Below are 22,670 nucleotides of genomic sequence, written 5' to 3' on the forward strand. Positions count from 1 at the left end.
AAAGATGGCGCGAGAGCGACAGTCCGGCGACTGCGGATGGACGATTGCGGGCACCCGGACACGCGACGCCATTGCGTTGCGGTGCGGCGTTCCGCAGGCTCAGGAAAACGCCGCGCCGCCCCGGGTTCCCCCCCGCCAACCAAGCCCCCTTGGGGAACGCGCTATTCCGGGAGCCTGGCTCGAAGCGACTGGCCCGAGGGCGCTCAAATCGCGCCCGCGTCGCGCAATGCGGCAATCGCCTGCGCGTCGTAGCCCAGGCCGCGCAACACCTCGTCCGTATGTTCGCCGAGCTCGGGCCCGAGCCAGCGCGTTTCTCCCGGCGTGTCGGACAGCTTCGGCGTGATGTTCGGCAGCGGAATGTCGGTGCCGTCGGCCAGCTTGAAGCGCTGGATCATCTGCCGTGCGACGAACTGCGGATCGGTGAACATGTCGGCGGCGCTGTAGATGCGCCCGGCCGGCACGTCGGCCGCGTTGAGCACGACGAGCGCTTCGTCGATCGTGCGCGGCGCGAGCCACGCGGCGATCGCGTCGTCGATCTCCTGCGTGCGCGGCACGCGCCCGTCGTTTCGCGCGAGCGCGGGATCGTCGGCGAGGTCGTCGCGCCCGATCGCCTTCATCAGCCGCTTGAAGATCGGATCGCTGTTGCCGCCGATCACGATGCTGCCGTCGCGGCACGCATAGGTATTCGACGGCACGATGCCCGGCAGCGACGCGCCGGTGCGCTCGCGCACCATCCCGTACACGCCGTATTCGGGCACCACGCTTTCCATCATGTTGAAGACGGCTTCATACAGTGCGACGTCGACCACCTGCCCCGCACCGCCGTTGACCTTGCGGTGATGCAGCGCCATCAGTGCGCCGATCACGCCGTGCAGCGCAGCGATCGAATCGCCGATCGAAATGCCGATGCGCGGCGGCGGCAACTCGGGATAGCCGGTGATGTGACGCAGCCCGCCCATCGACTCGGCAATCGCGCCGAATCCGGGCCGGTCGCGGTACGGGCCGGTCTGCCCGTAACCGGACAGGCGCACCATCACGAGGCCCGGGTTGTCGGCCGACAGCACGTCGTAGCCGAGACCGAGCTTTTCGAGCAAACCCGGGCGGAAATTCTCGATCACGATGTCGGCCTCGCGCGCGAGTTGCCTCGCGATCGCCTTGCCGGCGTCGGCCTTCAGGTTGAGCGTGACCGATTTCTTGTTGCGCGCCTGGACGGACCACCACAGCGACGTGCCGCCCTGCTCTGGATGGAGCTTGCGCCACTTGCGCAGCGGGTCCCCTCCGTTCGGATCCTCGATCTTGATCACTTCCGCGCCGAATTCGGCGAACAGCCGCGACGCGAACGGCCCCGCGATCAGCGTTCCGAATTCGAGCACTTTGACGCCCGCGAGCGGGCCCTGGCTGGTGCTCATGTGTCTCCCTGGCATGAGGAACGGCGCCGCCTGCAAGCGGCGCCCGGCTTACATCGTGCGGCGGTCGAGCATCGCGCGGGCGATGGTGCCCGCGTCGACGTATTCGAGCTCGCCGCCCACCGGCACGCCGCGCGCGAGGCGCGTGACTGCGAGCCCGCGCGCCTTCAGCGTCTGGCCGAGGTAGTGCGCGGTGGCTTCGCCCTCGTTCGTGAAGTTGGTCGCGAGCACGACTTCCTTGACGACGCCGTCGGACGCGCGCCGCACGAGACGGTCGAAATGGATTTCCTTCGGGCCGATCCCGTCGAGCGGGCTCAGCCGCCCCATCAGTACGAAATACAGCCCGCGGTAAGTCATCGTCTGCTCGAGCATGATCTGGTCGGCAGGTGTCTCGACGACGCACAAAAGCGTCGGATCACGCTCTTCGTCGCTGCAGACCTCGCAGATCTGCGCTTCCGTGAACGTGTTGCACTTCTCGCAGTGCTGCAGGTGCTCGGTCGCGAACAGCAGCGACCGGCCGAGCCGCTCCGCGCCCTCCCGATCGTGCTGCATCAGGTGGACCGCCATGCGCTGGGCGGATTTCGGCCCGACACCGGGCAGCACGCGCAACGCTTCGACGAGAGCGGACAGGGCGGACGGCTGTTTCATACGGCAGCAAAAAGTGGCACGGACGCTGCGCTCAGAACGGCAGCTTGAAGCCCGGGGGCAGCGGCAGGCCCGACGTCATGCCGCTCATCTTTTCCTGCGACGTCGCTTCGGCCTTGCGCACGGCGTCGTTGAACGCAGCCGCGACGAGATCCTCGAGCATGTCCTTGTCGTCCGCGAGCAGGCTCGGGTCGATCGACACGCGACGCACTTCGTTGCGGCACGTCATCGTCACCTTGACGAGGCCGGCGCCCGACTGCCCTTCGACTTCGATCAGCGCAAGCTGCTCCTGCATCTTCTTCATGTTTTCCTGCATTTGCTGCGCTTGCTTCATCAGTCCGGCGAGGTTGCCTTTCAACATGGGAATACTCCTTCTTGATCGTGTAAAAACCGGCCCGCGGCGCGTGCCGGCCAATGTGTGGGCGTGATTGTGCCTGTCGCGGGGCGGTCAGTTCAATGCAGTGTCGGCGGCGGGCCATCCGACGCCGCGTCGGCGAGCGGGCGCACCGAACCCTCGACGACGCGCGCACCGAAATCGCGCACGAGTTGCTGGACGAACGGATCGCCGTGAATCTCCTGCTCGGCCTCGCGCTGACGTGCCGCGCGCGCGGCCGCATCGAGCGCCGCCGCCGTACGCCGTGCGGGCCCGACTTCGACGGCCACCTCGACCGGCTTGCCGAGCGCATCGGCCAGCGCGGCCTTCAGCTTCGCCACCTGCGCGGCGTCCGCATATTGCGGCACCGGCACGGAAAGATTCAACGTCGTCGCATCGACGGCCGTCAGTTCGCTGTTGAACGCGAGCTGGTACGCGACACCCTTGAGCGGCAGCCGCGCGGCCAGCGCCGGCCACTCACCGTCGAAGCCGACCGGATCGAGTGCGATCGCGGGCGGCAACGGACGCGTGTCGACCGGCGCGGAAGGACGGGTTTCCGCCGGCCTCGGCGTCACGCGCACATCGTCGGGGCCGCTGTCGAACACCGGCACGAAGCCATCGTCAGGCGGGCCGCCGAACATCTCGTCGGCGCTGAGCGGTACGTAGTCGTCGGGCGGGATGTCCTCCCACGGCGGCGACGCCTGGCGCGAATCGGCTGCCTGCGGCACGCGGGCCGCAGCGCGCGGCGTCGGCACCTGCACAGCGGCGGGACGCGGTGCCGCCGGCTTCTCGGCGGCCGGCTGGGCTGCCGGTTTAGCGGCGGCGCCTGCGCGCCCGCGGTCGGACGATACACGCATCCCCGCGTTGCGCAGCACGTCGAGCGCGGCGGCGGCTCCTCCGGAACGCGCTGCCGGACGCGCGGCAGCCTCGGACGGCGCAGCACGCGGCACCGGTTCGGCCAGCGCGGCCGGTTCGTCGCTTTGCTGCGCAACGGCAACAGGCAGCTCGGGTTCCTTGCCGGCAGGTGCCGGGTTATCGCCGGCAGGCTCTGCTTGCGGTGCTGCAGGCGTCTGCGGCTGCAGCGTTTCGATGGCTGGCGCGTCAACAGGGGCCGGCGCCGCCGCCCGGACGGCAGCCGGCTTCGTGGCCGGCCGGTCTGCTTCGTCGCCGGGCTGTACCGGCGCTGCACGCACGACTGGTGCCGCGGGCGCTGCCGGTGCAACGGCCTGCGGCCGCGCTGCTTCGGCAGGTGCAGCCGATGCCAGCTTCGCCGCAGCGGCCGATGCCGCCGCAACGCGCGGCCCCGGCACCGCACGCGGCACCGACGGCTGACCGCCCGGCGCACTGCCGGCGGCAACCGCCGGCTCGAACGCGAGCATCCGCAACAGCGTCATCGTGAAACCGGCGTACTCGTCCGGTGCCAGACCGAGCTCGGCGCGACCGACCGTCGAGATCTGATAGAACAGCTGGACCTGCTCGGGGCTCAGCGTCTCTGCGAAGCGGCGCAGGTCGCCCGCTTCCGGCCATTCGTCGAGCACCGAGCCCGGCGCGAACTGCGCCCACGCGATCCGGTGCAGCAGGCTCGCGAGATCCTGCAGCGCGGTCGAGAACGACAGGCTGCGCAGCGACATCTCGTCGGCAATCGCGAGGATTTCCGGGCCGCTGCCTGCGGCAAGCGCGTCGAGCAGACGCACCATGTATGTCTGGTCGAGTGCACCGAGCATGCCCGACACGGCCGACTCGGTCACTTCGTTCGCCGAATAGGCGATCGCCTGATCGGTAAGGGATAGCGCGTCGCGCATGCTGCCCTGCGCGGCACGCGCGAGCAGGCGCAGCGCCTGCGGCTCGAACGTGATCTGCTCTTCGCCGAGAATCCGTTCGAGATGCGACACGATGTGTCCGGCCGGCATCTGCTTCAGGTTGAACTGCAGGCAGCGCGACAGCACGGTAACGGGAATTTTCTGCGGATCGGTCGTCGCGAGGATGAACTTGACGTGCGGCGGCGGCTCTTCGAGCGTCTTCAGCATCGCGTTGAACGCGTGATTCGTCAGCATGTGCACTTCGTCGATCATGTAGACCTTGAAGCGCGCATCGACGGGCGCGTACACCGCGCGCTCGAGCAGCGCGGCCATTTCATCGACGCCGCGGTTGCTCGCGGCGTCCATCTCGACGTAATCGACGAAACGCCCTTCGTCGATCTCGCGACAGGCGCGACACACGCCGCACGGCTGCGACGTGACGCCGGTTTCACAGTTGAGCGCCTTGGCGAAGATCCGCGACAGCGTCGTCTTGCCGACACCGCGGGTTCCGGTAAACAGATAGGCGTGATGGAGACGCCCGCCGTCGAGCGCGTGCGTAAGCGCCCTGACGACGTGCTCCTGGCCGACGAGCGAAGCGAAATCCTTCGGACGCCACTTGCGTGCGAGAACTTGATAGGTCATCGGGAAATTGTATCAGTAACGCTGCGTCGCGCCGACACGCGAAACGGTGCGGAAGGCGGGCAAAGCGCAGGTAAAACGAAGTGTGACGCGGAAATAAAAAACGCCCTGCGAACGGGGCGAGAAGGAAGGTGACGAGCCCGACCCTCGGCACTGGCGGAAAACGATTGTGGCTGCTTCGTTCCCGACCTGACCAGGTTCACCGCCCCACCATGCGAGGAGGCCCGTCACGGCATATTCTATCACCGCTTCCGGATGAATGCGACCGTTTGTTCGCACCAATGCCAATTTGACCAGACAAACCGGCGCGCATCGGGCCGCACGAAGCTCCCCCGAAAGCGAATGGCATGCGCGCCCACCCCTTGTAATTCGCGGGCCGGCCTCCACCTGCGGGATACAACGGTCGAACGTCGCGTCGTACCCCTACTCGCATAGCGGCTACTATCGCCGCCCGCAGCAGATAGCAATTTAGGCTAATATGACGCCCGAACGACCCGCGAGCCGCGGCATGCAGCGCTTACACCCCTCCTTTCCGGAGAGCGGAGTGACCTGCCGCAGCGGCCGGCAGCCAACGGCAGCCGGTACGCCGCAACGCGCAAGCAGGCAGTCCCCGAACCGAAAGAGGTATTGACCCAATGAGCGAACAGATCAAACACATCAGCGACGCATCGTTCGAACAGGACGTCGTCAAGTCCGACAAGCCCGTGCTCGTCGATTTCTGGGCCGAATGGTGCGGCCCGTGCAAGATGATCGCCCCGATCCTCGACGAAGTCGCGAAGGACTACGGCGACAAGCTGCAGATCGCGAAGATCAACGTCGACGACAACCAGGCGACGCCCGCGAAGTTCGGCGTGCGCGGCATCCCGACGCTGATCCTGTTCAAGAACGGCGCGGCCGCCGCGCAGAAGGTCGGCGCGCTGTCGAAGTCGCAGCTCACCGCATTCCTGGACAGCCACCTGTAATACAGGCAGTTCCGCGGACGTGTTGTCAACCGGCAACACGTCCGTCGACAAGCCGCCGATCGCTCGCTCAAGCGCGAATCGGCCTATGCTAGAATTAAAAAACGTCTACAAGACGCATTTAAGTCTCTGAGCGCTTCCGCTCGCCCTCCTCCCTTTATTTCTTTCGTCGTCTCCTCCCTGGCGGGTTCTCCGTATGCATTTATCCGAGCTCAAGTCTCTGCACGTCTCCGAACTGATCGAAATGGCCAATGGCCTGGAGATCGAAAACGCGAACCGCCTGCGCAAGCAGGAGTTGATGTTTGCCATTCTTAAAAAGCGCGCCAAGACGGGAGAGACGATCTTCGGCGACGGTACGCTCGAAGTGCTGCCGGACGGCTTCGGCTTCCTGCGCTCGCCGGAAATGTCGTACCTCGCGAGCACCGACGACATCTATATCAGCCCGTCGCAGATCCGCCGCTTCAACCTGCACACCGGCGACACCATCGAAGGTGAAGTCCGCACGCCGAAGGACGGCGAGCGCTACTTCGCGCTGGTGAAGGTCGACAAAGTCAACGGGCAGCCGCCCGAGGCCTCGAAACACAAGATCATGTTCGAGAACCTCACGCCGCTGCACCCGAACAAGCCACTGTCGCTCGAACGCGAAATGCGCGGCGAGGAAAACGTCACGGGCCGCATCATCGACATGATCGCGCCGATCGGCAAGGGCCAGCGCGGCCTGCTCGTCGCGTCGCCGAAGTCGGGCAAGACCGTGATGCTCCAGCACATCGCCCACGCGATCAAGCAGAACCACCCGGACGTGATCCTGTTCGTGCTGCTGATCGACGAGCGCCCTGAAGAAGTGACCGAAATGCAGCGCTCGGTCGCCGGCGAAGTGATCGCGTCGACGTTCGACGAACCGGCCACGCGTCACGTCCAGGTCGCCGAAATGGTGATCGAGAAGGCCAAGCGCCTCGTCGAAATGAAGCATGACGTCGTGATTCTGCTCGATTCGATCACGCGTCTCGCACGCGCATACAACACCGTGATCCCGGCATCGGGCAAGGTGCTGACGGGTGGTGTCGACGCGAACGCGCTGCAGCGTCCGAAGCGCTTCTTCGGCGCGGCGCGCAACATCGAGGAAGGCGGTTCGCTGACGATCATCGGCACCGCGCTGATCGAAACCGGCAGCCGCATGGACGACGTGATCTACGAAGAGTTCAAGGGCACCGGCAACATGGAAGTGCACCTCGAGCGCCGTCTCGCGGAAAAGCGCGTGTATCCGTCGATCAATCTGAACAAGTCGGGCACGCGTCGCGAAGAAATGCTGATCAAGCCCGAGATCCTTCAGAAGATCTGGGTGCTGCGCAAGTTCATCCACGACATGGACGAAGTCGAAGCGATGGAATTCCTGCTCGACAAGATCCGCCAGACGAAGAGCAACTCCGAGTTCTTCGACCTGATGCGTCGCGGCGGCTGATCGCCCCCGCCCCGCAACGAACGGCCGCCCGCGCATCCTGCCCGGCGGCCGTTTTTCGATCCAAACCTGAACGTGAACGTACAGGTTGATCTATAATCGCGTCATCGCCCCGATCGAATCCCCGCCTCCCGATGCCGAACGACGCCTCCACCCCGCTGCTGACCGTGAGCGACGCCGCATCGCGTCTCGGTGTCACGCCGCGCACGCTGAAGTATTACGAAGAGCGCGGGCTCGTCACGCCATCGCGCAGCGAGGGCCGCTATCGCCTCTACGACGAAGCCGACCTCGAACGCTTCGCGCGCATCCTGCGGCTGCGCGCGCTCGGCTTCTCGCTGCATGGCATCACCGAGATGCTGAAGCGCCCGCTGGAAGAAACGGGCGACGGCAGGCGCCGCTATTCTGACGCGTCGCTGCGCGACATCCGTACCGGCCTTACCGAGCAGATCGACACGCTCGACCGGCGGATCGCAGCCGTCCAGCGCGAGTTGAAGGAAGCCGTCGCACTGCGCAAGGAGTTGCAGCACGACATCGACTACGTCGAGCGGCGTCTCGCCGGAGAAAGCCCCGATACGCTGATCGCGCAGCGGCAGGCCGAAGCCGGCTCGCGGCGCACGCGCAAGGACCGCGAATGAATGCGGTGCCCGGCCGCTCGCCACTGTGGAGCCGAGCGAACCTGCGCGCGGACCTGTTCCCGTGGGCGCTCGCACTCGTCACCGGCATCGACTATTTCGACAACGCGGCCTTCTCGTTCTTCGCGAGCTACATCGCGGGCGGCATCAACGCGTCGCCCGACGAACTCGTGTGGTCGTCGAGCGCGTATGCGGTGACGGCCGTGCTCGGCATCCTGCAACAGCAATGGTGGGTCGACCGGCTCGGGCATCGCCGCTACGTCGCGGGCTGCATGCTGATGTTCTCGTTCGGCGCGATCGCGGCCGCGCTCGCCGACACCTCGCTCGAACTCGCATTCGCGCGCGGTTTTCAGGGATATTTCATCGGCCCGATGATGGGCGCGTGCCGGATCCTGATCCAGATCAGCTTCAAGCCGCAGGAACGGCCGCCCGCGACGCGCGCGTTCCTGATCATGATCCTGCTCGGCAGCGCGCTCGCGCCGATCGTCGGCGGCCTGCTCGTCGCGCATTCGACGTGGCGCGCGCTGTTCGCGTGCTCGGCGCCGGCCGGCATCGCGTTCGCGATCCTCGCGCTGCTCACGCTGCCCGATTCGGGCCGGACACCCGACGACGAACGCGGCTCCGGGCACTTCTGGCCGTATGTCGTGTTCGCGCTCGCGCAAGGCGCGCTGCAGATCGTGCTGCAGCAGGTGCATTACCAGCTCTACAGCGGCTCGCCGCTGCTGATCCTGCTGACGATCGCGGGGATCGGCGCACTTGCGTGGTTCGCGTATCACCAGTGGAACCATCCGAAGCCGCTCGTGCGGCTGCACGCGTTCCGCGAACGGACGTTCCAGGTCGGGCTGCTGCTCTACATGTTCTATTACTACGAGTCGACGGGCTTCAGTTACCTGACGTCGCGGTTTCTCGAAGGCGGGCTCGGCTATCCGGTCGAGAACGCCGGGCGGCTGGTGGGCACGATGTCGCTGATTTCGGCCACCGCGCTGTTCGCGTACCTGCGTTACGCGAAATTCGTCACGCACAAGAAGTGGTTCGTCGTGCCGGGATTCGCGATCGCCATCACGGCCGCGCTGTGGATGACGCGGATGACGCCGCAGGTCGGTGAAGCCGCGCTGATCGTCCCGCTGCTGCTGCGCGGATTGCTGCTGCTCTTCATCGTGCTGCCGGTGGCCAACCTGACGTTCCGGATCTTCGCGATCGACGAATATACGCACGGCTACCGGCTGAAGAACATCGTGCGGCAACTGACGATCTCGTTCGCGACGTCGTCGGTGATCATCGTCGAACAGCACCGCGTGGCCGTGCACCAGACGCGGCTCGTCGAACGCGCGAACGTGTTCGACCCCGCGTTCCAGCAGACCGTCGACGCCCTGACGCGCAGCTACGCAGCAGCCGGCCACGCGTTGAACGAGGCGCACGGCCTCGCGATCGCGTCGATCGCGCGCATGGTCGCGCAACAGGCGTCGTTCCTCGCGTCGCTCGACGGCTTTTACTTCCTGGCGGGCGTGGCGCTGGTCGGCGGCCTCTTCGCGGCATCGCAAAAAGAGATCGATTGAGTTAAAAGACAGGCTTTGGATTTCCTTGAGCCGCCTTCATGCTCTCGAAACTGACCCGCTGGTTCGACGACCGCCGCCGCGACCGCGCGCTGCGCAGCCACCCGATCCCCGACGCGCTGTGGCAGGACACCGTCGAGCGCCTGCCGTTCCTCGCGGCGCTGTCGCCCGACGCGCTCGGCCGGCTGCGCGAACTGACGAGCCTGTTCGTCGCGAAGAAATCGTTCTCGACCGCGCACGGGCTGGAGCTGACCGACGCGATGATCGTCGCGATCGCCGCACAGGCCTGCCTGCCCGTGCTGAATCTCGACCTGTCGCTGTACGACGGCTGGGTCGGCGTCGTCGTCTATCCGGGCGAATTCGTGATCCGCAAGACGGTGCAGGACGAGGACGGCGTCGTCCACGAGGTCGAGCAGGATGCGAGCGGCGAGGCCTGGGAAGGCGGCCCCGTGATCCTGTCCTGGGAAGACGCGCAGATGACGGACGGCCGCGATGCGTACAACGTCGTGATCCACGAGTTCGCGCACAAGATCGACATGGTCAACGGCGCGGCCGACGGCTATCCGCCCCTATTTCGACGCTGGCACGCGCCTCACCTCGATGCGCAGGCCTGGGCCGACGTGTTCGAGCACGCGTACGACCAATTCTGCGCGCGCGTCGACGCTGTGCCGGACCGCGCGTGGGCGCGCTTCGAGCGGGACTCGCTGATCGATCCATATGCGGCCGACCACCCGTCGGAATTCTTCGCGGTATGCAGCGAAGCGCTGTTCGTGCGGCCGAAAGCGTTCGAGTCCGAATTTCCGGAGCTGTACCGGTTGCTCGCGCGCTACTACCGGCAAGACCCGGCCGGCACCGGCGCACTCGACGCACCGTGAAAATTATTCGTCAACCATCTGATTTTCTGGCATAATCGCCGTTTTTCGACCTTAGGCAAGTGGCTCGCGCCGGGCTTGGCGTCGTCTGGTTTGCGCAATGTGCGCGCTCCGGCACGGCAAGCGGCGGGTTGGCTACCGCTCTCACCAAGGAAAGACCATGAAAGAAGGCATCCACCCGAACTACCGCGAAGTCGTCTTCCAAGACATGTCGAACGGCTTCAAGTTCATCACGCGCTCGACGATCCAGACGCGCGAAAACATCGAACTCGACGGCAAGACCTACCCGCTCGCCAAGATCGAAGTGTCGTCGGAATCGCACTCGTTCTACACGGGTCAGCAAAAGATCATGGACACGGCAGGCCGTGTCGAGAAGTTCAAGAACAAGTTCGGCGTACGCGCCAGCGGCAAGGCGAAGTAAGCTTCGCATTGCATCCGGTGGTTGCAACGCACCGGTGTCGCACAAAAGGGCAGCCCAGGCTGCCCTTTTTTGTCTCTGCTCGCCCGGCAGGCGCCGGCCGGCGCCCGGGCATCGACCTGACGCGCAACAGCGGGCGCGTCTACAATGCCGGATGCTCGAAGCCGGCTCGACCGCGCACCTCCGCGCCGGCCGCCCGCCCATAACAAATCGCTCATCTGCATGAAGCCTGTCGTCCGCCTCACCGCCTCCGCCACGCGCGCGCTGCCGCGCTGGCTGCTGCTCACACTCTGCTTCGTCTACGCCGCGTTCGGCCTGTTCGGCCGCGACCCGTGGAAGAACGAGGACGCGGCGGGCTTTGGCGTGATGTGGACGATGGCCAAGGGCGGCTGGCACGACTGGCTATTGCCGAACCTGGTCGGCAAGTTCATCACGACCGACGGACCGCTCGGCTACTGGCTCGGCGCGCTGTCGATCCGCGGCCTGGGCCCGTGGGTCGACGCGAGCAACGCGTCGCGCGTCGAAACCGGCGTGCTGTTCTGCGTCGCGTGTGCATTCGTCTGGTACGCGGCCTACCTGCTGGGCCGGCGTGCCGAGGTCCAGCCGTTCAAATACGCATTCGGCGGCGAGCCCGAGCCGCGCGACTACGGCCGCACGCTCGCCGACGGCGCGCTGCTGGTTCTCGTCGCCTGCTTCGGTCTCGCGGAGCGCGGGCATGAAACGACGCCGCAGCTCGCGCAGTTCGCGTGGATCGCGATGCTCGTCTACGGGATCGTGCGCGGCATCGACAAGCCGATGCAGGGCGCGCTGTGGTGGGGCGTCGCGATCGGCCTGGTCGCGCTGTCCGGCAATCCGGTACTGGTCGTCGCGCTGCTCGTCGGCACGGCCGTGCTGTGGATCGTCACGCCCGAGATGCGCAACCTGAGCCTGCCGCTCGTCGGCGTGCCGCTCGCAGCCGCGATCTTCGCGCTGTGGCCGCTGGCCGCGTTCGTCGCGGCGCCCGACGACGCCGCATGGTTCTTCAACCAGTGGATCCACGGCAGCCTGATGCGCTTTTCGGGGCCGCCGACCGCCGTGCTCGGCTATGCGGCGAAGAACCTGCCGCTGTTCACCTGGCCCGCGTGGCCGCTCGCGATCTGGGCGTGGTGGAGCTGGGCCGGCATGCGCCGCCGTGCGCACGTCGCGATTCCGCTGTCGGTCGCCGTGCCGCTCGTCGCGCTCGTGATCCTGCAGAGCCAGCAGTCGAACCGCATGTACATGCTGCTGTTGCCGCCGCTCGCGGTGCTCGCGACGTTCGCGCTGCCAACGCTCAAGCGCGGCGCGATCAACGCGATCGACTGGTTCGCGGTGCTGAGCTTCACGATCCTCGGCACCTTCGTGTGGCTCGTGTGGCTCGCATCGCTCACGGGCTTCCCTCACCCGCTCGCGCGCAACCTCGCGCGCCTCGTGCCCGGCTACGAACCGCATTTCAAGATCCTGTCGTTCATCTGCGCGGTGATCGCCACCGTGTGCTGGTGCTTCCTCGTGCGCTGGCGCATCTCGCGACAGCCGAAGGTGCTGTGGCGCAGCGTCGTGCTGTCGAGTGCGGGCACCACGCTGATGTGGGTGCTGCTGATGACGCTGTGGCTGCCGATCGTCAACTACGGCCGGACCTATCGCGATGTCGCGCAGCAGATCGCAGTGCACCTGCCGTCCGACTACGAGTGCATCTCGCCGGTACGGCTCGGTGACGCGCAGCTCGCGACCTTCGCGTATTTCGGCAACATGCGCTTCGAATTCTCCGGCGACTGCGACGTGATCCTGCGTCAGGATCGCGCCGACTTCGGCGAGCCGAGCTCGATGTCGCAATATGTGTGGCGTCTCGTGTGGGAAGGCCGCCGCGCCGCCGACCGCGACGAGCGCTTCCGCCTGTACGAGCGCATCGAACGGCCGAAGACGCCCGTCAAGCGACGTCCGCCGCGCCGCCAGCCGGCCGATTGACGATGTTCGGCGACATCCGCCGGATCGTCGGTCTCGCGTGGCCGGTGCTCGTCGGCCAGCTTGCGATCATCGCGTTCGGCGTGATCGACACCGCGATGGTCGGGCGCTACTCGGCCGTCGATCTGGCCGCGCTCGGGCTCGGCTCGTCGATCTACATATCGATCTATATCGGCCTGACGGGCATCCTGTCGGCGCTGCAGCCGATCACCGGGCAACTGTACGGCGCCCGGCGCTATGCCGAGATCGGCGAGGAAGTGCGTCAGGCACTGTGGCTCGCGCTGCTGCTCGCGGTGCCCGGTTTTCTCCTGCTGCATTTTCCCGAACCGCTGCTGCGCGTCGCGCACACGCCCGCCGCGCTGCACGAGCGCACCGTCGACTACCTGCGCATCCTGTCGTACGGGCTGCCCGCCAGCCTCGTCTTCCGCATCTACAACGCGCTGACCAACGCAGCCGGCAAGCCGCGCCTCGCGATGATGCTGCAGATCGGCGCGCTGCTGCTCAAGTTTCCGCTCAACGTGTGGTTCATCTTCGGCGGGTTCGGCGTGCCGGCCCTCGGCGGCCCCGGCTGCGGGCTCGCGAGCACGCTGATCAACTGGGCGCTGGCGCTGATCGGCTACACGCTGCTCGCGAAGCTCGACGTGTTCGCGCCGCTCGCGATCTTCTCGCGCTTCTGCTGGCCGGTCTGGGAACGCCAGAAGGCCATCCTGAAGCTCGGCGTGCCGATGGGCCTGTCGTACCTGATCGAGGTCACGTCGTACACGTGCATGGCGCTGTTCATCGCGCAGTTCGGCACGACGACGCTCGCCGGCCACCAGATCGCCGGCAACATCGGCGCGGTGCTGTACATGACGCCGCTGTCGATCGGCGTGGCGGCGTCGACGCTGGTCGCGCGCGCGCTCGGCGCCGGGCGGCCCGAGGAAGCCCGGCTGCTCGGCCGGCACAGCGTGATTTTCGCGTGCGGCATTGCCGCGACCTACGGCCTGCTCGTGTTCGTGCTGCGCCCGCTGATCATCGGCGGCTATACGCCGAACCCGGCCGTCGCCGCGGCCGCGATGCCGCTCGTCGCGATCGTCGCGTGCTACCACGTCTTCGATGCGCTGCAGGTCACGTCGGCGTTCGTGCTGCGCGCCTACAAGGTCGCGGTCGTGCCGACCGTGATCTATGCGGTCGCGCTGTGGGGCGTCGGGCTCAGCGGCGGCTACGTACTCGGTTTCGACGTGGGCGGAATCGCGCCCGCGTGGCTGACGGGCGCGCGCGGTTTCTGGTTCGCGAACACGATCAGCCTGATGCTCGCGGGCGCCGGGCTCGTGCTGTACCTGCGTCGCGTCGGTCGCGCGCATGCCTCCGCTTTCGCGTCCGCCTGACGCGCTGCACGCTACGTCTCGTCCAGCACGTCGGCCGCGTGATAAGACGACCGCACGAGCGGGCCCGCGACGACTTCCCTGAAACCGAGCAATCGTGCCTCGTCGCGCCACGCGGCAAATGCGTCCGGGCTCACGTAGCGCCGCACCGCCAGATGGTGCGCGGACGGCGCGAGATACTGGCCGAGCGTCAGCACGTCGACGTCGTGCGCACGCAGGTCGCGCAGCGTGTCGCGCACTTCGTCGTCGCACTCGCCAAGGCCGAGCATCAACCCCGATTTCGTCACCAGTCCCGGCCGCGCCCGCTTCGCCTGCGCGAGCAGTTCGAGCGAGCCGCGATAGTCGGCGCCCGGCCGCGCTGCGCGATACAGCGACGGCACCGTCTCGATGTTGTGGTTGAACACGTCGGGCCACGCCGCCGACAACGCATCGAGCGCGCGGCCCACGCGGCCTCGGAAATCCGGTGTCAATACCTCGACGCCGATGCCCGGCACGCTCGCGCGCACCGCCGCGATGCACGCGGCGAAATGCGCGGCGCCGCCGTCGCGCAGGTCGTCGCGGTCGACCGACGTGATCACGACGTAGCGCAGCCCGAGCGCGGCAGCCGCATCGGCCAGCCGCGCGGGCTCGTCGGGATCGAGCGGCTCGGGACGGCCGTGCGCGACGTCGCAGAACGGGCAGCGCCGCGTGCACAGGCCGCCCATGATCATGAAGGTGGCCGTGCGCTGCGCAAAGCATTCACCGATGTTCGGGCACATCGCCTCCTCGCAGACGGAATGCAGCCGATGGTCACGCAGCACGGCCGCCGTGTCGGCGACCGCCGCGCTCATCATCGGCCGCGCGCGCAGCCACGGCGGCTTCGGCAATGCCGCACCGGCCGCGGGCTCGACGCGCACCGGAATGCGCGCGAGCTTGTCGCGGCTTCTCGCACCCGGCTGGCCGAGCGCCGTGAGGCTGGGTCGTTCGAGCGCGGCGGCCATCGTCAGTCTCCGAGAAACGCGACGATCAGGCGGTTCACATCGGCGGCCGCCTCCATCTGCACCATGTGCCCGCTGCCGGCGATCACCTCGGCACGTACGCCATCCGGCAAACCCTGCGCGTGCTGTGCCGGGATCACCTGGTCGTGCTCGCCCCAGATCACGAGCGTGCGGGGCGCAAGCGTCGCGAGCCGGTCGCGGAACACGCGCCGCTGCGCGGCGCCGTCGAACGCGGCATGCGCGATCTTCTCCAGCGCAGCCTGCACGCCTTCGAGCCGCTTGTACTTGACCAGATCCTCCACGAGCTGCCGCGTGACCAGCGCGTTGTCCGCGAACAGTGCGCCGAGATGCGGCTTCAGCGTGTTGCGGCTGTTGCCGGCGACGAAGCCGTCGATGTAAGCGCGGTTGATGTCGGTGCCGAGCCCCGCGCTCGCGATCAGCGTGAGCGACGCGACGCGTTGCGGGGCGCGCCCGGCCGCCGCCATCGCGACCGCGCCACCCATCGAATGGCCGATCAGGTGGGCCTTGTCGATGCCCTTCGCATCGAGCAGCGCGAGCACCGCGTCGGCCAGTTCATCGAGGCTGCCCGTCTCGACCACCTTGCCCGACTCGCCATGACCGGGCAGGTCGAGCGCCCACACCGGCCGGTGCGCGGCGAGATCCGCGTGATTGAACAGCCAGTTGTTGAGGTCGCCGCCGAAGCCGTGAATCAGCACGGCGGGGGTGCCGCCGCCTTCGCCGAGCTTCAGGAAGCGCACCGTCCGGCCGCCGATCTGCGCCTTTTCCGGCTGCGGACCCGCGGCTTCGTCGGAAGCCGCGCTCGGCACGAAATCGCGCTGGAAATCGGCGATCGCCGCGTCGATGTCGGCATCGCTCGCGTCGGCGGCCGCGACGACGCCGAGCAGCGCGCCGACCGGCAGCGTCTCGCCTTCCTGCGCGACCTGCCGGCGCAGCGTGCCGTCGAACGCGCATTCGACGCCCGACGAGATCTTGTCGGTCTCGACGTCGAGCACTTCGTCGCCCTTCGTCACGCGTTCGCCGAGCGCCTTCAGCCAGCCGTTGACCTGCCCCTGCTCCATCGACAGCCCCCACTTGGGCATCGTGATCATGTGAATCGACATCGTGTCAGCTCCTCGTCTTCAGGACCGCCTGCGCAATCGCATCGGCGGACGGGATATACAGGTCTTCCAGCACGCTCGCGAACGGCGCGGGCGTATGCGGCGCGGTCACGAGCTCGATCGGCGCCTTAAGCGTTCGGAACGCGCGCTGCGCGACGAGCGCGGCGATGTCGGTCGCGATCGAGCAACGCGGGTTCGCTTCGTCGACGACCACCACGCGCCCGGTGCGCTCCGCGCTTTCGAGGATCGTTTCCTCGTCGAGCGGCGACGTCGTGCGCAGGTCGATCACGTCGACCTGGATGCCGTCCTTCGCGAGCTTCGCGGCCGCGTCCATCGCGAGATGCACCATCCGGCCGTACGTGACGATCGTCGCGTCGTCGCCGTCGCGCATCACGTTCGCTTCGCCGAACGGAATCGCATAGGATTCCTCGGGCACGTCGCCTTCACGGGTATAGAGCAACTTGTGTTCGAGGAAGATCACGGGATCGTCGTCGCGGATCGCCTGGATCAGCAGCCCCTTCGCGTCATACGGCGTCGACGGGCACACGACCTTCAGCCCCGGAATGTGCGTGAACAGCGACGTGAGCATCTGCGAATGCTGCGCGGCCGCGCGCAAGCCGGCGCCGTACATCGCGCGAATCACGACCGGCGTCACCGCCTTGCCGCCGAACATGTAGCGGAATTTGGCGGCCTGGTTGAAGATCTGGTCGAAACACACGCCCGTGAAATCGATGAACATCAGCTCCGCGACGGGCCGCATCCCGCACGCGGCCGCGCCGACCGCCGCGCCGATGTAGCCGCCTTCGGACAGCGGCGTATCGAGCACGCGGCCCGGAAACTTGTGGAACAGCCCTTTCGTCACACCAAGCACGCCGCCCCACGCGTCGTCCTCGCCCGGCGCACCCGCGCCGCCTGCGTTGTCCTCGCCCATCACGATCACGCTGTCGTCGCGCGCCATTTCCTGCGCGAGCGCCTCGTTGATCGCCTGCGAATAAGTGATCTTCCTTGCCATGTCTGTCTCCTGGAATGTTCGGTTCGCCGTGCCGGCTGCGGTGTCAGGCCTTGCTCACGGGTACGACACGTAGACGTCGGTCAGCAGGTCGGCTGCATCGGGTACCGGCGCGGCCTTCGCCTGCGCGACCGCATCGTCGATCAGCGCCTTGACCTGTGCATCGACCGCGCGCAGATCGGCGGTCGTCAGCGCTTCGGCCCGCACGACGCGCGTTTCGAAATGCTTCAGGCAATCCTTCTCGTCGCGCAGCTTCTGCACTTCGCCAGGTGCACGATAGGTTTGCGCATCGCCTTCGAAATGGCCGAAGTAGCGCGTGAACTTCACCTCGACGAGCGTCGGGCCGCCGCCGTTGCGCGCACGATCGACGGCCTCGCCGAGCGCTTCGTGCACCGCGAAGAAGTCGAAGCCGTCGACGATCACGCCCGGCATCCCGAACCCGTTCGCACGATCGGCGATGTTGTCAGTCGCAACCGACCAGCTCGACGATGTCGCTTCCGCGTAGCCGTTGTTTTCGGCCACGAAGATCGCGGGCAGCCGCCACACCGACGCGAGGTTCATCGATTCGAAGATCACACCCTGGTTCGATGCGCCGTCGCCGAAGAAGCACACGCCGACGCCGCCGGTCTTCCTGTGCTTCGCCGCGAGTGCCGCGCCGCAGACGAGCGGGCCGCCCGCACCGACGATCCCGTTGGCGCCGAGCATCCCCATCGCCAGGTCGGCGATGTGCATCGAGCCGCCCTTGCCGTGGCAGACGCCCGTCTTCTTGCCGTAGATCTCGGCCATCATCCCGTGCACGTCGACGCCCTTCGCGATGCAATGGCCGTGGCCACGGTGCGTGGTCGCGACGTAGTCGTCGAGGCCGAGGTGCAGCATCGTGCCGACCGCGGACGCCTCCTCGCCCGCATACAGGTGAACGAAGCCGGGGATCTCGCCGGTCGCGAATTCGACGTGCAGGCGCTCCTCGAATTCGCGAATCGTGCGCATCAGCCGGTAGGCGTCCAGCAGCTTGTCCCTGCTGAGCTGTGTCGAAGCTGTCATGTGTGTCTCCTGGGTAGGTCTGACTGCGAATGCCGCCCCGGCCGCGCCGTGGCGACGGATTGCACGGCCTGCGGCCGTCAGTGGAACGTGAAGCCACCGTCGACGTTCACGGCCTGGCCCGTCACGTTGTCCATCGTCGCGAAGAACAGCGCGAGCCGGCCCATGTCTTCCGGCGTCTGCGCGCGGCCCTGCGGAATCAGCGTCAACTGGTGCCGCTGCCACGACGCCTCGACCGATTCGCCGTCGGTCTTCCATGCGTCGGACAGACGGTCCCACATGTCGGTACGCACGATGCCGGGGCAGATCGCGTTGACGGTCACGCCGTCGCGCGCGACCTCCTTCGCGAGTGCATTCGTGAAGCCGACAACCGCGAATTTCGATGCGCTGTAATGCGCGAGACTCGGAAAGCCCTCCTTGCCGGCGATCGACGCGACGTTGATGATCCGGCCGCGGCCCTGCGCCTTCAGCGGCGCGAGCGCCGCGCGGCAGCCGAGGAACGTGCCCTTCGCGTTCACGTCCATCACGACATCCCAGTCGCGCTCGGTCAGTTCGGCGACCGGATGAATGCTGATCACGCCCGCGCAGTTCACGAGGATGTCGAGCCGGCCGAGTTCGGCGAGCGCCTGCGCAACCATCGCATCGACCTGCGCGGCCTGCGTGACGTCGACCTTCGCGACCGCCACCCGGCGGCCGAGCGCGCGTACCTCGCGTGCGGTGGCATCGAGTGCGTCGTCGAGCAGGTCGGCGAGCAGGATGTCGGCGCCCGCGCCTGCGAGCGTCAACGCAATGCCGCGACCGATACCGCGCGCACCTCCCGTGACGATGGCGACCTGTCCGTCGAGTGGGGTTGTCATGGCGATGTCTCCTGGGTGATCGTTATGGATGTCGAAATGTCACTCGGTAACACGGCGCCTCAATAGCGCCGCTCGCCGGCATCGCGCAGCAGTTGGCGTGACGACGCGTAACGCAGCGTGCGGCCGACGTCGACCGTCAGCGGCCCGCGCCAGTCGAGCGAGATCTCGTAGCGATCGCCGCGCGCGACCTCGATCTCGCGCTCGCCGTCGAACGCAAGCGTGCCGCGCTCGAACGGGATCGCCTGCCATGCACCGGGCTCGAGCCGCTCGCAACTGCGCATCACGACGCGATCGACGCGGCCCGGCGCAATCGGGGCGACGAGTGGCGTACCGGCCGTCTTGCCTTCAGCCGCGAAGCGCATCGCGAGCCCGTGCGGCGCGCTGCGTTCGAGCGGCGCCCACGCACCGCCGAGCGCGGACAGGCCGATCCCGTCGGGTTCCGCAAATGTCAGGTAGAGCGAGTCGATGTCGTCGGACCCCGAGATCGCACGGGCGCCGATGAAGCGCTGCCGTGCCGCGCAGACGTCGACGAGCGCGATCTCCTCGCGCCCCGGCTGCGCGCCCGCCACGCAGCGCACGACGAGCCGCTTGTTGCGCGTGAACGCGACTTCGGCCGGTACCGCGCCGGTCGCGGCGAGTCCTGCCGCGACCCCGGCGACGGTGGCTTCGCGATGTTCGGGAAACGCGTTGTTGGTGCCGGTGGACAGCGCGACGAGCGGCGTCGCGCCGCAGTGCGCAGCCACGGCGCGATGCGTGCCGTCGCCGCCGAGCACGACGATCAGCGCGACCTCCATCCGGTTCAGGTACGCGGCGCCGGCCTGTGTGTCGGCGACGGTGTCGGTGATCGGCAGGTCGACGAATTCGACCTCGGGCCAGCGCTCGTGCGGCGCAACCGCACGATGCGTGTCGAGCGCACGCAGCAGCAGCGTCGCGATGCCCGTCCGGTCGCGCAGCGTCAGCACGCGCTCGACGCCCATCGCGCCGAGGCCGGCCAGCAGGCGCACGATCATGTTCGCCTTCTCCGCCGTCGGAAATACGGATGCATGCGTCGTGAGGCGGCGGATATCGCGCCCCGATGCGGGGTTCGCGATCACACCGACGGTAACGGGCGTCGTCACGGGTTCGTCTCCATCCGGTTGGCCGGCCCCGGTGCATGGGTGTGCGCCGCGGCCTTGCCTGTCTCGTCCGCTGCCATCGCCGGGCGGCGGATCGTCGTCGACGCGACCGCGCCGACTTGCCCGTGATCTCTGCAAGCGGCGTGCCATCGTGCGTGCGATGCACGTGAAACCCTTGTGAATGTTGACGCGGCGGGTATGCAGGTGCTCCCCGGTTCGCGGCTGGCAGGACGGAGCACGCGGCAATTCGACTCGTGCGTCTCACATCGTCGATGCGACGAAACGGTCCTCGCGACGCCGGTGCAAGCGTGCCGTTGCGCCCGCAAACCCCGCGGTATCGCGGCGCCGCGCATGCCGCGTCATGCGGGACGATCTCCGCCGGTCGCACATGAACGCGTCTCAACGTCACGAGACGGCCCGCGATACTGGTGAGACGAACGTCTCACGCCCGTCGCGTGCTGCGATGCAGTGTGATCCGTCGAACGGGATGTGCTACAAGAACAGCGCATTCCCCGCCGTACGGAACCGGAGCCGACCATGCCTTACGCCGTCCCCCAGGCCCAGCACGCCGACCGTGTGCTCGGCGCGCTCGCCGGACGCCTGCCCGCGCCGGCCGAATCGTCGCGCCTCGTGTCGTCGTGGCAGCGGTCGCTGGAGCGCTACCGTCTCGACCCCGCTTCGTCGATCGGTCCGCGCGTGCTGACCGCGGCCGAGCTGCGCGAAGTGCGCGACAAGGAGGAGGCGTTCCTGCGCGCGTCGGGCCAGTGCCTGACGCGGCTGCACGACATGATCCGCGTCGCCGACTACTGCGTGATGCTGACCGACGCACACGGCGTGACGATCGACTACCGGATCGACCGCGAGCGCCGCAACGCCTTCCGCCACGCCGGGCTGCATATCGGTTCGTGCTGGTCGGAAAGCGAGGAAGGCACGTGCGGTGTCGCGAACGTACTGACCGATCTCGCGCCGATTACCGTGCACAAGACCGATCACTTTCGCGCGGCATTCACGACGCTCACCTGCAGCGCGGCGCCGATCTTCTCGCCGGGCGGCGAACTGATCGGCGTGCTCGACGCGTCGGCCGTTCATTCGCCCGACGGCCGCGACAGCCAGCGCCTCGTCTATCAGCTCGTGCGGCAGAGCGCGGCGCTGATCGAGGACGGCTACTTCGTGCACAGCACCGCGCACCACTGGATCCTGTTCGGGCATCCGAATCGTCACTACGTCGAAGCTCAACCCGAGTGGCTGATCGCGTTCGACGAATGCGGCAATATCGTCGCCGCGAACCGGCAGGCACGCGATGCGCTGCCGGCGCTGCGCGAACCGCGCCATATCGACGAGATCTTCGATGCGACCGAGATGCCGCTGCGCGATGCCGCGCGGCTCGATGCGATCGTCGCGCTGCGGCTGCGCGCGACCGGCGCGCCGCTCTATGCACGGCTGCGTGCGCCGCTTCGGCGCACCGGCCGCGAACCCGGCACGGCCTCGCGCCGCCCGGGCACCGCGCAACGCCACGTCGGCGCGCTGACGCCGTTCCTGCACAGCAGCGACGCGCATATCGCGCAGCAGGCCGAGCTCGCGCTGCGTGTCGCGAGCAAGCGGCTGCCGATTCTCGTGCTCGGCGAAACCGGTGCGGGCAAGGAAGTGTTCGCGCGCGCGATCCACGACGCCGGTGCGCGACGTGCGCGGCCGTTCGTCGCCGTCAATTGCGGAGCGCTACCGGAAGCGCTGATCGAGAGCGAATTGTTCGGCTATGCGGCCGGCGCGTTCACCGGCGCACGCAAGCATGGCGCGCGCGGCAAGATCGCGCTTGCCGACGGCGGCACGCTGTTCCTCGACGAAATCGGCGACATGCCGCTCGCGCTGCAGACGCGCCTGTTGCGTGCGCTCGCCGATGGGGAGGTCGTGCCGCTCGGCAGCGATACCCCCGTACGCGTCGATCTCGACGTGATCTGCGCGACGCACCGCGATCTCGCACGCATGGTGGCCGACGGCACGTTCCGCGAGGATCTGTACTACCGGCTGAGCGGCGCGACGTTCGAACTGCCGCCGCTGCGCGAGCGTGCCGACGTGCGCGACGTGATTGCCGCCTTGTTCGCCGAGGAGGCGCAGGCAACCGGCCACGTACTGACGCTCGACGCGACGCTCGCCGAACAACTCGCCGCGTACCCGTGGCCCGGCAACGTGCGGCAGTTGCGCAACGTGCTGCGCTATGCGTGCGCGGTGTGCGACGCCGCGCGCGTGACGCGGCAAGATCTGCCGGCCGATATTGCCGCGACACTCGGCGGCGCGGCGACCGGCACGCTGCCCGACGACGAACGCGGCCGCATCATCGCCGCGCTCACCGCGCATCGCTGGCGGCCCGACGCGGCCGCGCAGGCGCTCGGCATCTCGCGGGCGACGCTGTACCGGCGCATCGCGAAGCACCGGATCGTCGCGCCGCATCGCGCGTGACGCGCCGGC

At 67.6% G+C, this 22,670-nt stretch carries 19 protein-coding genes and 1 other RNA gene; 9 read left to right on the forward strand and 11 right to left on the reverse strand.

The genetic code is table 11. The annotated features are described in order from the left end of the window. Window positions 1-203 precede the first annotated feature (203 nt). The 5 genes from ACPTTC_RS10625 to ffs form a co-directional block, all read right to left on the reverse strand. Window positions 204-1,409, reverse strand: a complete 1,206-nt coding sequence (locus tag ACPTTC_RS10625; RefSeq protein WP_423392451.1) for a CaiB/BaiF CoA transferase family protein — start codon at window positions 1,407-1,409, stop codon at window positions 204-206. Between the two features lie 48 nt (window positions 1,410-1,457). Then, window positions 1,458-2,054: a recombination mediator RecR gene (gene recR, locus ACPTTC_RS10630; RefSeq protein ID WP_006478665.1), complete on the reverse strand. Its 597-nt coding sequence runs from the start codon at window positions 2,052-2,054 to the stop codon at window positions 1,458-1,460. Between the two features lie 31 nt (window positions 2,055-2,085). Next, window positions 2,086-2,412: a YbaB/EbfC family nucleoid-associated protein gene (locus ACPTTC_RS10635; RefSeq protein WP_006482124.1), complete on the reverse strand. Its 327-nt coding sequence runs from the start codon at window positions 2,410-2,412 to the stop codon at window positions 2,086-2,088. A gap of 92 nt (window positions 2,413-2,504) precedes the next feature. Then, a complete protein-coding gene (locus ACPTTC_RS10640) occupies window positions 2,505-4,865 on the reverse strand; it encodes a DNA polymerase III subunit gamma/tau (protein ID WP_423392452.1) in 2,361 nt (786 codons plus the stop codon). Window positions 4,866-4,992: 127 nt separating this feature from the next. Continuing rightward, window positions 4,993-5,091: signal recognition particle sRNA small type (gene ffs, locus ACPTTC_RS10645), an RNA gene on the reverse strand. Window positions 5,092-5,497: 406 nt separating this feature from the next. On the opposite strand from ffs, the gene trxA reads away from it, so the two are divergent. The 8 genes from trxA (at window position 5,498) to ACPTTC_RS10685 (ending at window position 14,096) form a co-directional block, all read left to right on the forward strand. Beyond that, complete coding sequence (trxA, locus tag ACPTTC_RS10650; RefSeq protein WP_006402348.1) at window positions 5,498-5,824, forward strand: thioredoxin TrxA; 327 nt, start codon at window positions 5,498-5,500, stop codon at window positions 5,822-5,824. Window positions 5,825-6,017: 193 nt separating this feature from the next. Next, window positions 6,018-7,280, forward strand: a complete 1,263-nt coding sequence (gene rho / locus ACPTTC_RS10655; RefSeq protein ID WP_006478662.1) for a transcription termination factor Rho — start codon at window positions 6,018-6,020, stop codon at window positions 7,278-7,280. A gap of 131 nt (window positions 7,281-7,411) precedes the next feature. Next, entirely contained in the window at window positions 7,412-7,912 is a 501-nt protein-coding gene (locus tag ACPTTC_RS10660; protein WP_423392453.1) for a MerR family transcriptional regulator, read from the forward strand. After that, window positions 7,909-9,465 (forward strand): MFS transporter, encoded by a 1,557-nt coding sequence (locus ACPTTC_RS10665; RefSeq protein WP_423392454.1) that lies wholly within the window; start codon window positions 7,909-7,911, stop codon window positions 9,463-9,465. The genes ACPTTC_RS10660 and ACPTTC_RS10665 overlap by 4 nt, the downstream gene beginning before the upstream one ends. A gap of 38 nt (window positions 9,466-9,503) precedes the next feature. Then, window positions 9,504-10,337 (forward strand): zinc-dependent peptidase, encoded by an 834-nt coding sequence (locus ACPTTC_RS10670; protein ID WP_175955991.1) that lies wholly within the window; start codon window positions 9,504-9,506, stop codon window positions 10,335-10,337. Between the two features lie 157 nt (window positions 10,338-10,494). Then, entirely contained in the window at window positions 10,495-10,755 is a 261-nt protein-coding gene (locus tag ACPTTC_RS10675; RefSeq protein ID WP_006753671.1) for a type B 50S ribosomal protein L31, read from the forward strand. A 219-nt stretch (window positions 10,756-10,974) separates the two neighbouring features. Then, window positions 10,975-12,732 carry an ArnT family glycosyltransferase gene (locus ACPTTC_RS10680; protein WP_423392455.1) on the forward strand — a complete coding sequence of 586 codons (1,758 nt, stop codon included), beginning with the start codon at window positions 10,975-10,977 and terminating at the stop codon, window positions 12,730-12,732. Between the two features lie 2 nt (window positions 12,733-12,734). Further along, on the forward strand, window positions 12,735-14,096 hold the full coding sequence (locus ACPTTC_RS10685) for an MATE family efflux transporter (protein ID WP_423392456.1): 1,362 nt from the start codon (window positions 12,735-12,737) through the stop codon (window positions 14,094-14,096). Between the two features lie 11 nt (window positions 14,097-14,107). Here ACPTTC_RS10685 and lipA read toward each other — a convergent pair whose 3' ends face one another. The 6 genes from lipA to ACPTTC_RS10715 all read right to left on the reverse strand — a co-directional run bounded on the left by lipA (window position 14,108) and on the right by ACPTTC_RS10715 (window position 20,210). Next, window positions 14,108-15,073: a lipoyl synthase gene (gene lipA / locus ACPTTC_RS10690; RefSeq protein ID WP_423392457.1), complete on the reverse strand. Its 966-nt coding sequence runs from the start codon at window positions 15,071-15,073 to the stop codon at window positions 14,108-14,110. 2 nt (window positions 15,074-15,075) lie between these two features. Beyond that, window positions 15,076-16,191, reverse strand: a complete 1,116-nt coding sequence (locus ACPTTC_RS10695; protein ID WP_423392458.1) for an acetoin dehydrogenase dihydrolipoyllysine-residue acetyltransferase subunit — start codon at window positions 16,189-16,191, stop codon at window positions 15,076-15,078. 4 nt (window positions 16,192-16,195) lie between these two features. Then, window positions 16,196-17,200, reverse strand: coding sequence for an alpha-ketoacid dehydrogenase subunit beta (locus ACPTTC_RS10700; protein ID WP_423392459.1), 1,005 nt, complete (start codon window positions 17,198-17,200; stop codon window positions 16,196-16,198). 54 nt (window positions 17,201-17,254) lie between these two features. Further along, on the reverse strand, window positions 17,255-18,238 hold the full coding sequence (locus tag ACPTTC_RS10705; protein WP_175955979.1) for a thiamine pyrophosphate-dependent dehydrogenase E1 component subunit alpha: 984 nt from the start codon (window positions 18,236-18,238) through the stop codon (window positions 17,255-17,257). A gap of 77 nt (window positions 18,239-18,315) precedes the next feature. After that, entirely contained in the window at window positions 18,316-19,092 is a 777-nt protein-coding gene (locus ACPTTC_RS10710) for an SDR family NAD(P)-dependent oxidoreductase (protein ID WP_423392460.1), read from the reverse strand. Between the two features lie 59 nt (window positions 19,093-19,151). Next, entirely contained in the window at window positions 19,152-20,210 is a 1,059-nt protein-coding gene (locus ACPTTC_RS10715; RefSeq protein WP_423392461.1) for an ATP-NAD kinase family protein, read from the reverse strand. A gap of 534 nt (window positions 20,211-20,744) precedes the next feature. Between ACPTTC_RS10715 and ACPTTC_RS10720 the strand changes: the two genes are divergently transcribed. Then, window positions 20,745-22,661, forward strand: a complete 1,917-nt coding sequence (locus ACPTTC_RS10720; protein WP_423392462.1) for a sigma-54-dependent Fis family transcriptional regulator — start codon at window positions 20,745-20,747, stop codon at window positions 22,659-22,661. The last annotated feature ends 9 nt before the right edge of the window (window positions 22,662-22,670 follow it).

Origin of the sequence: Burkholderia mycopellens, assembly GCF_964265025.1 — a bacterium.
GTDB lineage: Bacteria > Pseudomonadota > Gammaproteobacteria > Burkholderiales > Burkholderiaceae > Burkholderia.